Raw genomic sequence first — 12,682 nt, 5'->3', positions numbered from 1 at the left:
TCGTTTTTACAAACAGATGAGAACCCAATCAAATGTCTAACGACCGCTCGATCACAGTAACCATAACCATTAAGGCGCCCATCGCCAGGGTCTGGCGGGCGCTTGTTGATCCGGAACTGATAAAGGAGTACATGGGCGGTGCGCAAGTCGTCACCGAATGGAAACCAGGCGGGACGATTTTTTGGGAGGGCTTGTGGCAAGGTCAACCCTATAGAGATAAAGGCCAAGTAATCATCTTCGAGCCTGAAAGCCGGGTAAAATACACCCATTATGCCCCCGCGACCGGACTGCCCGACCGGCCGGAAAACTACCACGTACTTACGTATTCTCTTTCTGATCGAGGTAATGCCACGGAACTCGTCCTCCTGAACGAGAATATTACGACAGAAGCCGAGCAGAAATACCTCGAGTCAGGCTGGAAGATAATGCTCGAGGAGCTAAGGCGCGTCGCCGAACAGGGTTGACTGAGGCACAATCGGTTGCGGCGCCTCTGTTCGCTTGTTACAATCGGAGCGTGATCATTGACTTCCACACTCACGCCTTCTCGCCCAAGATCATCGCCAACCGCGACCGGTATGTCGCCGCCGATCCCTGTTTCGCCACGCTGTACAATAACCCGAAAGCGAAGCTAACTACCGCCGACCAGCTAATCGCGGAGATGGACAGATGCGGTATTGATAAATCTGTAGTTCTCAACATTGGCTGGTCTTCACACGAGTTATGTGTCGAATCGAACGACTATATCCTGGCATCCGCCACCAAATACCCGGAGAGAATAATCCCCTTCATCGCAGTCCAACCCGTGGCAAGCCAGAAAGCTCTCAACGAAATTGAACGATGCGTACAAGCTGGGGCAAAAGGTGTCGGCGAAATCCGGCCCGATGTCCAGGGACTGAATCTCGATGACCAGACAATCATGTCGCCAATGATCGAATCGCTTGTCTCAAATAAATTGATCTTGCTTTCCCATGTTGATGAACCAGTCGGCCACCACTATCCGGGCAAAGGAAAGGCCACACCTTCGAGTTTTTACTCGTTCATCCAAAGTTATCCGGACCTGAAACTGGTCCTGGCGCACTGGGGGGGCGGATTACCTTTCTACTCCCTCATGCCGGAGGTCAGAAAAGCTTTTTATAACGTTTGGTTCGATAGTGCCGCATCCCCGTTCCTCTACCTACCTCCCGTTTACAAGCGGGTTGCCGAATTGTCGGGGGTGGACAAGATACTCTTCGGCTCGGATTTCCCTCTGCTATCACCCCGTCGCGGGCTCGATGAGTTGGTTTCCTCAGGTCTTGCAGGTACCGATATGTCAAAGATCACCGGGGGTAATGCGGCTTCGTTGTTGGAGCTCGGGCATGATTGAGCGGGTTTCGCCGATTCGGGCTTTTATCGCTATTGAACTTGCCGAAAGCGTAAAACGCGAACTATCGAGTTTGCAGCGCCAATTGCAGGTCCAGCCTTCGGAGGGTATAAAGTGGGTAGCCCCGGAAGGTATCCATCTGACTCTCAAATTCTTCGGCTGGGTCGCCCCGGATCGCATTGAACAGATTAAATCTGCCATCGCCAAATCGATTGCCGGAACCGGGCCCTTTGAGCTCAGATTAAGCAACCTCGGAGCATTCCCAAGCATGAAGCGGATGAATGTGGTCTGGTGCGGTCTTTCAGGTGATTTACCCAAGCTTAACATGCTCCAGCAATCGATCGAAAAATGGGTGTCACTGTTGGGTTTTCCCACGGAGAGCCGCGCCTTCTCTCCGCATTTGACCCTGGCTCGGCTGCGAGATGAAGTGACCTCCGAAGTAAAACAAAAGCTTGCCCTTAAAATCACCAGAACAAAGGTCGATCCTGATCTCACCATTCAGGTTGGTTCGGTCAGCTTGATGCAAAGTACTCTATTCCCGACCGGTGCAGTTTACACCGAACTCGCCCGGTTCCCTCTTTCGTAATTCGAGTTTAACCGGGTTGAGAAGGGACAATCCAGTTCGATTGAGACTCAATTCATTTTGAAGCTAAGAGTGAACGGCTCGTAAATTCTTCCAGCCGATGTATGTTACCCCGGCCGCGAATACACCGATCAAAGCCGCTATAAAAATCGAAGCATCTTCCCAGAAGCCCCCAGGGAACAACATGATCAGGTAATCCCTCGACGGATCTAACAGCCACAAATCGTTGGCGAAACTTAATTGATGGAACTTCGTAAAGAAAGCATCGAAATTAGTGGCGGCGACTAATGCTATCAGCATCAAGCCTACCAGCGTCGTCGATCCGCCCACAAACATCGGTGTCGCTAGAAGTTGTATCTGTTTTCGGTAGATAGCGATTGCCGAGACTATCGCCGCACCGAGCAAAGAAAAGATCAAGACCTGGTAATCGAGTCTAACCAAACCCTTTACGTCTTTCAGATGCTGGATTTCGCGATCGTTGAATAACGGAAAGGGGTTCCCATCTTTTTGGACAGTGACGTCAATGAATTCTTGATCAGAGTTGAAGTAATTGATGAGGCCCCGGGCAGCCTTTGATAACTCGCTATCAGTTAAGCCGGTTGTCTTGGAAACTTCGTAACGCTGAAATCCGTATTCATACAGGGGTTGGAAATTGAAGGCAAACGCGATGATCCCGCTGATGATCAAAAGCGGGGTAATGAAGACAAAAAGCCATCCAAAAATTTTCAAGATTTCACCAATGCCTCTGTTTGGAGAGGTCGTTAACTGGATTATTCCCCCGGCTCAGACTCATCGCTCGGCTCCGCTGAAGCCGATTCAACCACCGAAACATCCGCTAGAATAGATCTCGCCTCCCCCAAACGGTCCTTCGGGACCATAACATTTACGGGCAAGATCGCGGCGGCGATCAGAAAGGTTGCCGCGTCGATCGGTCTGAGATATGCATGAATACCGGCATCGGCCAGTATGTCGCGCCAAAGCGTCGCGGTGAACTCGTTGGGCGCCAGCCCTGCGGTTACAAATTCAATGTCCGTTGTTTTCGAATCTGGCACAACCTTCACCGAGAATGGATTCGACCTCTTCCAAAAGAGCGTCGTTACACGTTATTTTAACCTGTGGAAGCCTCAGATGGTACATCTTATCCGGGCAGGTAATCTGAAGCGTCAGGCTTTCAGGACCCGGGTAAACCGCAAGGACATCCATTAAGCGGTTGAAGACCTTCAAATCAGCTTCGACATTATCGGATTGAGTCAGGGAGATCAGCATGCGACGTGACATTTGACGCGGTGTTTCCTTCTCTTGAACTTTGGTTTCCATTGCGACAACGGGCGCGGATTCGATCTTGGGTTGAGGCGGGGTCGCCGGTTTAGATTGAACTTTCGGAGGAGCGGGAGGCCTGGATGAAAAGTCCCCTCTGCCTTGATGGAAGTTGGTACCCTGCGGTTTGATCCTGACCATTTGTCCGGCCTCGACGGTTTCAGTTTCAGCGTTTGGCTGATAGACCTGCACCGCGTCCGCGTGGATCGAACCCCGATCGCCGCGGAAGGACACTTTTCCTTCGATGAGAAGAACTTTGCCTTCCTGCCAGAAGTCTTTGGTCTGTTCGTAAAGCCGGGGCCAGGCGACTACTTCGGTCCGTCCGTTCAGATCTTCCAGTTCAACGGTGGCAAACGTTTTTCCATCCCGGGTTTGCGATGTTCTCGCTGAAGCGACCAAGCCGGCAATGGTAACCAACTGGCCGTCGAGTTCCTCAGAGATCTCACCGCAAAGAGCAGTGGTATCTCGCCCGATCTTGTTAACAAATTGGCAGAAGGGATGCGCTGAGACATAAACGCCGAGCAGTTCCTTTTCCCAAATCAACTGCTCTTTTTGAGGCACGGCCATCGTTTCCATTTCCAATGGGGCGGAGGGCACTTCGGCAACGCCACCAAAAAGGTCGAAAAGGGTGCCCTGTCCAGACTGACGGATGCGCAGCTCCCTTGCTGCAAAATCGAGCAGCCTGCCGACATTGTGAAGCAGAGTGCCACGGTCTCCCAAGGAATCAAAAGCTCCGGCTTTGATCAGGCTCTCAAGCACGCGACGGTTCAACACCGAGGCCTCCGCGCGCCGGCAGAAGTCTTCGATCGAACGATAAGCCCCGTTCTTGTGCCGTTCTTCAACCAAAGGCGCCACTGCCTGCTCGCCGACGTTTTTGACCGTGGCGAGACCGAAGCGGATGGCCGAACCTTTATCATTTTCTTCGATAGTGAAGTTGACCTCTGAGGCGTTGATATCTGGTGAAAGCAATTCAATGCCAAGGCGGCGGGCTTCGGCGGCGGCGACGGCTACTTTTTCGGCATCATCGCGCTGGGTGGCCATAAAAGCCGCCATGTACTCCACGGGATAGTTCGCTTTGAGGTAGGCAGTCTGGTAAGCAATGAGGGCGTAGGACACGGCATGTGCTTTGTTGAAGGCGTATCCCGCGAAGGGTTCGATGAGGGCAAAGATTTGCTCTGCCATGTCTTCGGTGTAGCCGTTTTTGACCGCGCCGGCGATGAAGTTCTTTTTCTGCTTCTGCATCACCTCGGCGTTCTTCTTGCCCATGGCTTTTCGCAGGATGTCGGCCTGGCCCAGGGAGAAGCCGGAGAATTTCTGGGCAATGAACAGCACCTGCTCCTGGTAGACGATTACGCCGTACGTCTCCCGGAGGATCGGCTCCAGCGCAGGATGTGGGTAGGTGATTGGCTCATCGCCGTGCTTGCTCCGGATAAAGCGCGGGATCTGCTCCATCGGACCGGGTCGGTAAAGGGCGACCATGGCGGCGATGTCAGTGAAATGAGTTGGCTTCAGGTCCCTGATGTAACGGCGCATGCCAACGCCTTCAAGCTGGAACACCCCCATTGTTTCGCCGGCTGAAAGTAGCGCGAAGGTTTTCTTGTCATCCAGCGGAAGCTTGTGGACATCCAGCGGTATCCCAGTTCGTTCACGTATGATTTCCTGCGCTCTCGACAGGATTGTGAGGTTGGCCAGCCCCAGGAAATCCATCTTGAGCAAGCCGATGAGGGCGATATCCTCCATGGTGTACTGGGTCATGACCAGTTCCACCTTGCCGCCAGCGGCGCTCTCGCGGTTAAGGCGCTGCAGCGGTGCATGCAAGGCGAGTGGTTCTTTTGATATCACTACCCCCGCGGCGTGGGTGCTGGCGTGCCTCGATAAACCGGATACCTGCTGGGCAGTCGACACCAATCTTTGCACTGTGCCATCGTTGCCAACAGCATCTCTGAGTTCCGAGTTTTCTTCGAGGGCAGTTTCAAGAGTCATATGAGGCCCGAAGGGTACTAGTCGTGCCACCCTATCGACATCCGGCAAGTTCATGCCCAGCGCGCGGCCGACGTCGCGGATGGCCGCGCGTGCGCCGAGGGTGCCAAAGGTGATGATCTGGGCGACATGGTCGATGCCGTACTTTTCGGACACATATTCGATAACTTCTTCGCGGCGGTCGTCCTGGAAGTCCATGTCGATATCAGGCATTTCCTTACGCTCGATATTCAGGAAACGCTCGAATACCAGTGAGTATTCCAGTGGATCGACCTCGGTTATACCAAGGCACCTGAGAACGATGGAAGCCGCGGCCGAGCCGCGTACGCCGTAGTAGATGCCACGCTCTTTGACGAAGCGAATAATGTCCCAGACCACCAAGAAGTAGTCGGCGAATTGAGTTTTATCGATGACGTCGAGCTCGTAAGCCAGCCTATCCTTAACCGCGTCGGACGGATTAGCATAGTATTTCGGTAAAGCTTCCTGGCATAAATTCGTTAGATATTGGAATGAACTAAATCCGCTAGGACGATCGATCTGCGGCAGGTGCAGCCGGCCGAATTCCAGTGTCAGGTCACATGCGTCGGCAATCTTGTTGGTATTGGCCAAAGCCTCGGGGAGGTCTCGGTAAAGTTCCGCCATTTCGGCTTCTGTTTTGAGATAGAAAGAATCCGCCTGCATCCGCATCCGGGAAGAGTCCTGCACGGTGGTGCTGGTGCCTATGCATAGAAGCAGGTCGTGGATGGTGGCGTCTTCCTTGCGCGGATAATGGACGTCGCCGGTAGCCACTAGGGGAATATTCAATTCCTTTGAGATTCTGACCAGAGCGCCGTTGATCCGATCGAACTCAGGCATAGGGTGGCGCTGAATCTCGAAGTAGAACTCGCCGTTGAAATTGTCACGGTACCAGGCTGCCGCCTTCCTGGCGTCGTCGAGGCGGTTTTCGAGGATAAAGCGCGGCACTTCGCCCGAGGGGCATGCGGAGAGGGCTATCAATCCTTCTCGATATTTCGCCAAAATTTCTTTATCGACGCGGGGTTTGTAGTAGTAGCCTTCGGTGTTCGCGATGGATACCAGTTTTAATAGATTCTGGTAGCCGGTTTTGTTCTTCGCTAGAAGCACCAGGTGACGGTGGTTCTTGTCTGCGGCGGCTTTGTCCAGCCTGGACCCGGGAGCCACGTAAACCTCGCAGCCAATGATAGGCTTGATTCCCTGCGCCTTGCACTCTTTGTAAAACTTGAGCGCGCCGTACATGTTGCCATGGTCGGTGATGGCCAAGGCGGTCATACCCAATTCTTTGGCACGACACACGATATCCCTGATGCGGCACATGCCGTCAAGAAGGCTGAATTCTGTATGAACGTGCAGGTGGGTAAACATCAAAAATCCGGGGCTTATTATACCATCGGGGGCGGTAATCCGTCCCATGACGAGGCATGGGTTATCAGCTTTCAGCGGTTATCATCATAAGATTGTTTTTGAATTTTCGCTTTTGCGATAATCGACTGGAACGACTAGGAGTTTGCGTTCAACTTCGGCTTTCACCGAAGTACCTCGCTTGAAACAAATCCGGCTAGGGCTGCATCGATCAGAGATATTGTTATCCTTCAGAGTGGTCGTCGACAATGCTGCATGGAGGTCCTTCACTCTGTTCAGGACGACAGAAATGGAAAACATCGCGATATTATAGCACACGTGTACGTTTGTACTGTCAAGCGTCTCGTGTCTTTTTGGCAATGAAGAAGGATGGGATCCGAGGAGGTGTTCGAATATAGTTGCCCGTGGATGGGCGGAGAAATGGCGCGCTTGGCGGGGCTCGAACCCACGACCTCAGCCTTCGCAGGGCCGCGCTCTATCCAACTGAGCTACAAGCGCCCGGGAAACCTGAACGATTGGTGCCGAAGGAGAGATTTGAACTCTCATGCCCTTACGGACACTACGCCCTGAACGTAGCGCGTCTGCCGTTCCGCCACTTCGGCGCGGTTTTGATTACAGGCAAGTGTCAATTATACTTAGTTTAGAATTCTAAAGTCAATCGGAGGGTTGGCTATGCGGGTCATCCTTTTCACCGGCAAAGGCGGCGTGGGCAAGACCTCTCTCGCCGCAGCCACCGCCGTCCGCGCCGCTGACATGGGCAAGCGCACCATCGTTCTTTCCACCGATATCGCCCACAGCCTGGCTGATTCGCTCGATGTTGAACTGGCCAACGAACCTCGCGAGGTCATCCCCAACCTTTGGGGCCAGGAAACCGAGATATACAAGACTTTGGAGACCTACTGGGGCGTGATCCAACGCTACATTGCCGCCCTGATGTCCTGGCGGGGTATGAGCGGCATCGTGGCGGACGAAGTAGCCATTCTGCCGGGGATGGAGGAACTGGCGAACCTCTTGTATATCGAACGCTACCGCCGGGAAGGCACCTACGACGTTGTTATCGTTGATTCTGCGCCAACCGGGGAGACACTGAGGCTGCTTTCGTTCCCGGACATGCTCCACTGGTGGATGAACCGGCTATTCCCGCTGCAACGCAAAGTGGCGGCTGTCGTGCGGCCTGTAGTCGGCGCCATTTCGGATATCCCGCTGCCCTCGAATTCAGTAATGGATGCGGTGGTGGAACTATACGCCGAACTCGAAGATGTCCATAAACTCCTCCTTGATGGAGAACAAACTTCAATAAGACTAGTGGTCAATCCGGAAAAGATGGTTATCAAGGAAGCGCAGAGGACTCTGACCTACCTCAACTTATTCGGCTATTCCACCGATTCGGTGATCGTCAACCGCATATTGCCACAATCTCTCAGCGACGCTTATTTTACCGGTTGGAAGGAAAGCCAGCGGAAATACATCGAATACATCGACGAAGCCTTCTCGCCGTTGCCGATCCTGAACATGCCGCTATTGGACCAGGAAGTCGTGGGTTTGGCTATGCTGCGCCGAATGGCGGCGGCGGTTTATGGCGATTCAGACCCTACTAAGTTTTATTATAAGGGTCATGTCCAAACGATTGATAAAGTCGAGGATGGATACGTTCTTAACCTTGAACTCCCGTTTGCTAGCAAAGAACAGGTATCCTTGATCCACAGCCGGGATGAGTTGAATGTCAAGGTCGGGTCGTACCGGCGCACCGTTACTCTACCCCATGTTCTGATCAACCTGAAGGTTTCCGAAGCCAAAATGGATGACCACATCCTACGCATCCATTTTTTGAGTGAATCGCCTGCCGTCGAGGGTGCAGCTCCCAAGAAACAAAAACATCAATAGGGAGGGAAACAAATGAGTGACAGTATGTTCGAGATTTCTTTCCAGCCGGGGGAGGAGGTAGTCATCCGTCTCCGTGCGCCTAATCTTAAGATGATGAAGGGTGAAACGGCCCAGCACATAATCGGGGCTAAAAGAGAGATGCTCATGGCGCTTCGCAGCCTACTTGATGAAGCCATCACTAAGACCGAAGCTGCCGGTGCACCCTCAGAAGAGAAGACCCGGATCAAAGTTGAGTAGCCCTTTTATCTCAATTGACATAATAACCTGTTTATAATAGAGTATTTTGCCAAGCAGAGCGGGCAGACGCCCCGATATCTATCGGGGAGGAAAGTCCGAGCTCCGCCGGACAGGGTGCCGGGTAACACCCGGGAGGGGCGACCCTACGGAAAGTGCCACAGAAACATACCGCCAGCGGTCTCGATAATATCGGGATGCGGGCAAGGGTGAAATGGCGAGTTAAGAGCTCACCGGCAGGCGGGAGACCGTTTGGCCGTGAAAACCCCACCCGGAGCAAGGCCAAATAGGGGGACATAAAGGCGAGTCCGCGCTGTCCCCGGGTTGGCCGCATGAGCCTGCCGGTAACGGCAGGACTAGATAGATGGCTGCCGTCCCGATTACGTCGGGATACAGAACTCGGCTTATAGCTCTGCTTGGCTCTATTTGTTAGTTTCCTTTCCCCCTTGTCATCGTCAACACAGCCTCGACAATATTCAGTATCAAGCCTGGCAGGACTAAATGTCTACCCTGTCACAGTGTGGCAGGTGCAAAAATCTGCGGCTTTCTGACGTGGCATACTGTACATCAACCGTGACATGGTTGTGCCGATGCCGTTAAATTGTTGTGAATCGCCTTGAATCGGTATCAACGGAGTCGGTTATAATACGCGCCGTGATGACCCACCCCCAACTCCACGAATTCATCCTCTCCTGCGCGCATCGTGCCGGGAGTCATTGGCCCGATCTTTACGACGAGATGTGCCGGTCGGCCGCCAAAAAACGGTTCAGGGGAATGGGATACCCCGAACTTAGGGCACTCGGCCTCGCTCTAGATCTCGATAGCCTGGATACCACCGCTGATCTGGTGGATTCCGTTTTGAAAAACACAGCAGTCAATTGAGGCGGCGCAGTTAAAGAGGGGAGACCATTTGGTCTCCCCTCTTTATTTTACGGGACATTAGTCCCGTTCAGAAAATCGATCGCCCAATTTAGGAGCTCGGCACCGGAAAGGTCTAATGGAAAGTCTGGGGTGATCCCCCGGCCTTCGATCAAATTCCCGTCAGGGGTCAGCCAACGGGCGATAGTCAGGTAAATGCCGGTTCCTCCAGGAAGCTCGAATAGCTGGTCGACACTGCCCTTGCCGAATGTCTGCGCTCCGGCGATCGTCGCCCGGTGGTGGTCCTGCAACGCTCCCGAGAGGACCTCGGATCCCGAAGCCGAGTAACCGTCCACAAGTACAACCATCGGCAGGTTCGTCGTGTCCGCCTGCTTCACTACATCGTAGGTTGTGGTATTGCCGTCGCGGTCGCGGATTGTCAGGACAACGCCATCGGTGATGAAATAGCTGGCGATATTGATCACGGTGGTTACAAGTCCTCCCGGGTTTCCCCGCAGGTCCAGGATGATGCCGGTAGCGCCGCTGGCGGCTATTTGCTGAATGACCAGGAGCATGTCTTCATCGGCGTGTTCGGTAAAACTTGAGATCTGGATATAAGCGATCGTGCCTTTCAGCTCTATGGTAACCGAGGGCGGGGTGATTTTTTCACGTGTCATCGTAAAAGTCAGATTAGTCCCATCCCGATCGACTCCGAGGGTCACTGGGGTGCCGGTGTCGCCCCGGACCAGGGGTACCAGTTCCGCGATCGTCAACCCCTCGGTCGATTTTCCGTCGATGGTGGTAATGTGGTCACCCGGAATAATTCCGGCTCGGGCGGCCGGCGAATCGGGATATACGGTCAACGCGATCACTATGCCGTCGCGTACCGCCATTTCGGCGCCAATGCCAACATAGGTACCCTCGAAATTTTGCTGTAAGGCAATAAAACCCTCGGCATCCAGATAAGCGGAATAGGGATCATCGATGTACCCCATCATCCCCTTGATAGCAGCTTCGGCCAGTGCGTTTTCAGCTACTTTGGTCGGGTCTACGTAATGATTGGTGATGGTATCCCAAGCTTCGACGACCCGGTTGAGATAATTGTCCTTGGGAGGAGCGAAAGCCGCGGTAATGTAGCCCAGGCCGAAAGAGGCGGACAGGAGTATTACCGATACCAGGCTGCCGAGAGCCACTTTCCAACGCGTTGACATACCTTGTTTTCTCCTAATGTTTCAACAAGTACATGTTACATTGAAATCTTTACACTGCACAGTAATGCCGACTGGAAGTTTGGACTCTACTTGATAGAATTTTCCCGGTGGGCGCAAGGATTGAGGTGATGCAGCGGCTCAGCTCATTGTCCCCTGGCGGAGGCTGTTTAACAGGTATTGGATTTCCGTCGCTGACAGCCCGTAACGATGGAGGCAGTGGCGGGTGATTTCGAGGCTGGACTCGAACTCCGGTTTTACCAGTTCGTTCACCCCGATGTTACGAAGAGAATCGGCGTCACGGTCCCGCTCTACCCTGGCGACGATATCCAGCTTTGGGTTGATGTTTCTGGCATTCTTCACCGTTAGCTCCACGTCGAGGAAGCTCGGGAAGGTGCAGATTAAAAGCTTGGCTTTTTCGAGGCTGGCCCGGTCGAGGATATCGGGATTAGACGCATCTCCGTAAATGCATGGGATGCCCATTTTTCGGAACCGCGTAATGACCTGGGGGTCCAGGTCGATAATGAGGTGCGATAGATTGCGCCGCCCGAGGACTTTTATCAACGATTCTGCAGACCGGCCTCCCCCGCAGATCACGGCATGGCCTGAAAGAGGTTGGATTGCGCGCTTTTCATCGGTCGAAGCCCGAAAGCTGATCAGCCTCTGGCCTAGCGGGAAACGTTCAAGTTGCCGGTAAGAAAAATTAGCCAAGCTTAGAGCGAATGGAGTCAATACCATAGTGGTGATGGCTGCGCCAAGAGTAAGGGCATATGTTGAGTCTCGCAATATGCCCGCCGCGACCCCAACCCCGGCCAAAACGAAACTGAATTCACCTATTTGTGTTAATCCGAACCCGGTGAAGATAGCGGTACGGGCATTGTATCCGAAAGCGAAAGGCACCCCGCCGCAAATAATGAACTTAACTACCATTATGAAGACGACGACGCCAATGACCAAACCGGGGTTGTTGGTGATGAACGATAGATCCGCCAGAGTACCCAGTGAGACGAAGAACAGCGCGCCGAAGGCATCCCGGAATGGGACGATGTCTGCTAAAGCCTGGCGGGCGAAGATCGAGCGGCCGATAAGCAACCCGGCGATAAATGCCCCGACCGCGGCGGAAACCCCGAAAAATTGGGCGGTGATCGCCGCTGCCAAAGACAACGATACCACGGTAATCAAGAACAGTTCGCGTGAACGAGCTTGAGCCACCTTATCGAGGATCTTGGGCAGCAAAAACAATCCCAAACCGGCCATAACCACGACGAACCCGGCCGCTTTGGCACCGGCATCGAGAAGAGCCGGGCCGATTTCGGAGCCGGATTTGCCCAGGGTAGGCAGGATGATCATCAACGGCACCAGGGAAAGGTCCTGCATCAGGAGTATGCCGGTCATGACCCGTCCGTGGATTGTATCCAGTTCGCCGCGTTCGAGGAGCAGTTTCAAAACGATAAGAGTAGACGACAGCGAAATGAGGAAACCGAAGAAAATGGCTTCGGGAGTGGGCCAGCCCAGCACTTTACCCAGGATGAAACCCGCGGCGGCTGTCAATAATATCTGGGCGATTCCCCCCAGCACCGCCACCCGGCCGATGCGCCTCAACTCGTCGAGCGAAAACTCGAGACCCAGGGTGAAAAGAAGCAGGATGACGCCGAGGCTCGCCAGGTTTTCGATGGCGTCCGTGTCCTGGACCAATCCCAGGCCATGGGGGCTCACAAGGATACCTGCGATAAGGTAGCCGAGAAGCACCGGTAGTTTTAGACGGTGGGCAAGGATGCCTCCGGCTACCGCGGCCACCAACACGATGATGAGTTCAAATCCAAGGCCAAGGTTTTCCAAAGAGACATCTCCGGTGAAGCCCAGAAGTGTCTCATTCTATCA

At 53.6% G+C, this 12,682-nt stretch carries 11 protein-coding genes, 2 tRNA genes and 1 other RNA gene; 7 read left to right on the top strand and 7 right to left on the bottom strand.

Annotated features, from left to right (window positions below):
* Positions 1–32 precede the first annotated feature (32 nt).
* Genes HX448_RS09370 through thpR form a run of 3 tightly spaced genes read left to right on the top strand, consistent with a single transcriptional unit; the run spans position 33 to position 1,946 of the window.
* Positions 33–464, top strand: a complete 432-nt coding sequence (locus HX448_RS09370; protein WP_102330951.1) for an SRPBCC family protein — start codon at positions 33–35, stop codon at positions 462–464.
* Positions 461–1,363 carry an amidohydrolase family protein gene (locus tag HX448_RS09365; protein ID WP_192948983.1) on the top strand — a complete coding sequence of 301 codons (903 nt, stop codon included), beginning with the start codon at positions 461–463 and terminating at the stop codon, positions 1,361–1,363. The genes HX448_RS09370 and HX448_RS09365 overlap by 4 nt, the downstream gene beginning before the upstream one ends.
* The gene (thpR, locus tag HX448_RS09360; RefSeq protein ID WP_162485939.1) at positions 1,356–1,946 is read left to right on the top strand and encodes an RNA 2',3'-cyclic phosphodiesterase; all 591 of its coding nucleotides are present in this window, start codon (positions 1,356–1,358) and stop codon (positions 1,944–1,946) included. The genes HX448_RS09365 and thpR overlap by 8 nt, the downstream gene beginning before the upstream one ends.
* A gap of 63 nt (positions 1,947–2,009) precedes the next feature.
* Here thpR and HX448_RS09355 read toward each other — a convergent pair whose 3' ends face one another.
* The 5 genes from HX448_RS09355 to HX448_RS09335 all read right to left on the bottom strand — a co-directional run bounded on the left by HX448_RS09355 (position 2,010) and on the right by HX448_RS09335 (position 7,219).
* Positions 2,010–2,672 carry a TIGR01906 family membrane protein gene (locus HX448_RS09355; RefSeq protein ID WP_162485938.1) on the bottom strand — a complete coding sequence of 221 codons (663 nt, stop codon included), beginning with the start codon at positions 2,670–2,672 and terminating at the stop codon, positions 2,010–2,012.
* A gap of 41 nt (positions 2,673–2,713) precedes the next feature.
* On the bottom strand, positions 2,714–2,995 hold the full coding sequence (locus tag HX448_RS09350; RefSeq protein WP_162485937.1) for a putative signal transducing protein: 282 nt from the start codon (positions 2,993–2,995) through the stop codon (positions 2,714–2,716).
* Positions 2,967–6,620 (bottom strand): DNA polymerase III subunit alpha, encoded by a 3,654-nt coding sequence (locus HX448_RS09345; protein WP_102330946.1) that lies wholly within the window; start codon positions 6,618–6,620, stop codon positions 2,967–2,969. Before HX448_RS09345 ends, HX448_RS09350 begins: the two co-directional genes overlap by 29 nt.
* Positions 6,621–7,038: 418 nt before the next feature.
* Positions 7,039–7,115 (bottom strand) — tRNA-Arg (locus HX448_RS09340).
* Positions 7,116–7,133: 18 nt separating this feature from the next.
* Positions 7,134–7,219: transfer RNA gene (locus HX448_RS09335), tRNA-Leu, on the bottom strand.
* 70 nt (positions 7,220–7,289) lie between these two features.
* On the opposite strand from HX448_RS09335, the gene HX448_RS09330 reads away from it, so the two are divergent.
* The 4 genes from HX448_RS09330 (at position 7,290) to HX448_RS09315 (ending at position 9,617) form a co-directional block, all read left to right on the top strand.
* The gene (locus HX448_RS09330) at positions 7,290–8,501 is read left to right on the top strand and encodes an ArsA family ATPase (RefSeq protein ID WP_102331071.1); all 1,212 of its coding nucleotides are present in this window, start codon (positions 7,290–7,292) and stop codon (positions 8,499–8,501) included.
* A 12-nt stretch (positions 8,502–8,513) separates the two neighbouring features.
* Positions 8,514–8,738, top strand: coding sequence for a hypothetical protein (locus HX448_RS09325; RefSeq protein WP_104201600.1), 225 nt, complete (start codon positions 8,514–8,516; stop codon positions 8,736–8,738).
* A 50-nt stretch (positions 8,739–8,788) separates the two neighbouring features.
* Positions 8,789–9,158: RNase P RNA component class A (gene rnpB, locus HX448_RS09320), an RNA gene on the top strand.
* A 234-nt stretch (positions 9,159–9,392) separates the two neighbouring features.
* A complete protein-coding gene (locus tag HX448_RS09315; RefSeq protein WP_102331073.1) occupies positions 9,393–9,617 on the top strand; it encodes a hypothetical protein in 225 nt (74 codons plus the stop codon).
* Between the two features lie 47 nt (positions 9,618–9,664).
* On the opposite strand, the gene HX448_RS09310 is transcribed toward HX448_RS09315, so the two are convergent.
* Together HX448_RS09310 and HX448_RS09305 are read right to left on the bottom strand one after the other, a co-directional pair.
* A complete protein-coding gene (locus HX448_RS09310) occupies positions 9,665–10,804 on the bottom strand; it encodes a S41 family peptidase (RefSeq protein ID WP_102331074.1) in 1,140 nt (379 codons plus the stop codon).
* Between the two features lie 138 nt (positions 10,805–10,942).
* A complete protein-coding gene (locus HX448_RS09305) occupies positions 10,943–12,640 on the bottom strand; it encodes a cation:proton antiporter (protein WP_102331075.1) in 1,698 nt (565 codons plus the stop codon).
* Positions 12,641–12,682: the final 42 nt, after the last annotated feature.

The sequence above is a fragment of the Dehalogenimonas etheniformans genome (genome assembly GCF_014672715.2).
Taxonomy (GTDB): domain Bacteria; phylum Chloroflexota; class Dehalococcoidia; order Dehalococcoidales; family Dehalococcoidaceae; genus Dehalogenimonas; species Dehalogenimonas etheniformans.
The sequence above is the reverse complement of the archived record's forward strand: the minus strand, read 5'-3'. Positions and strand labels throughout refer to the sequence as shown.

Coding starts and splice junctions, on each gene's coding strand:
- HX448_RS09370 (WP_102330951.1), top strand. CDS start 33: ATGTCTAACGACCGCTCGATCACAGTAACCATAACCATTAAGGCGCCC.
- HX448_RS09315 (WP_102331073.1), top strand. CDS start 9,393: ATGACCCACCCCCAACTCCACGAATTCATCCTCTCCTGCGCGCATCGT.
- thpR (WP_162485939.1), top strand. CDS start 1,356: ATGATTGAGCGGGTTTCGCCGATTCGGGCTTTTATCGCTATTGAACTT.
- HX448_RS09325 (WP_104201600.1), top strand. CDS start 8,514: ATGAGTGACAGTATGTTCGAGATTTCTTTCCAGCCGGGGGAGGAGGTA.
- HX448_RS09310 (WP_102331074.1), bottom strand. CDS start 10,804: ATGTCAACGCGTTGGAAAGTGGCTCTCGGCAGCCTGGTATCGGTAATA.
- HX448_RS09330 (WP_102331071.1), top strand. CDS start 7,290: ATGCGGGTCATCCTTTTCACCGGCAAAGGCGGCGTGGGCAAGACCTCT.
- HX448_RS09345 (WP_102330946.1), bottom strand. CDS start 6,620: ATGTTTACCCACCTGCACGTTCATACAGAATTCAGCCTTCTTGACGGC.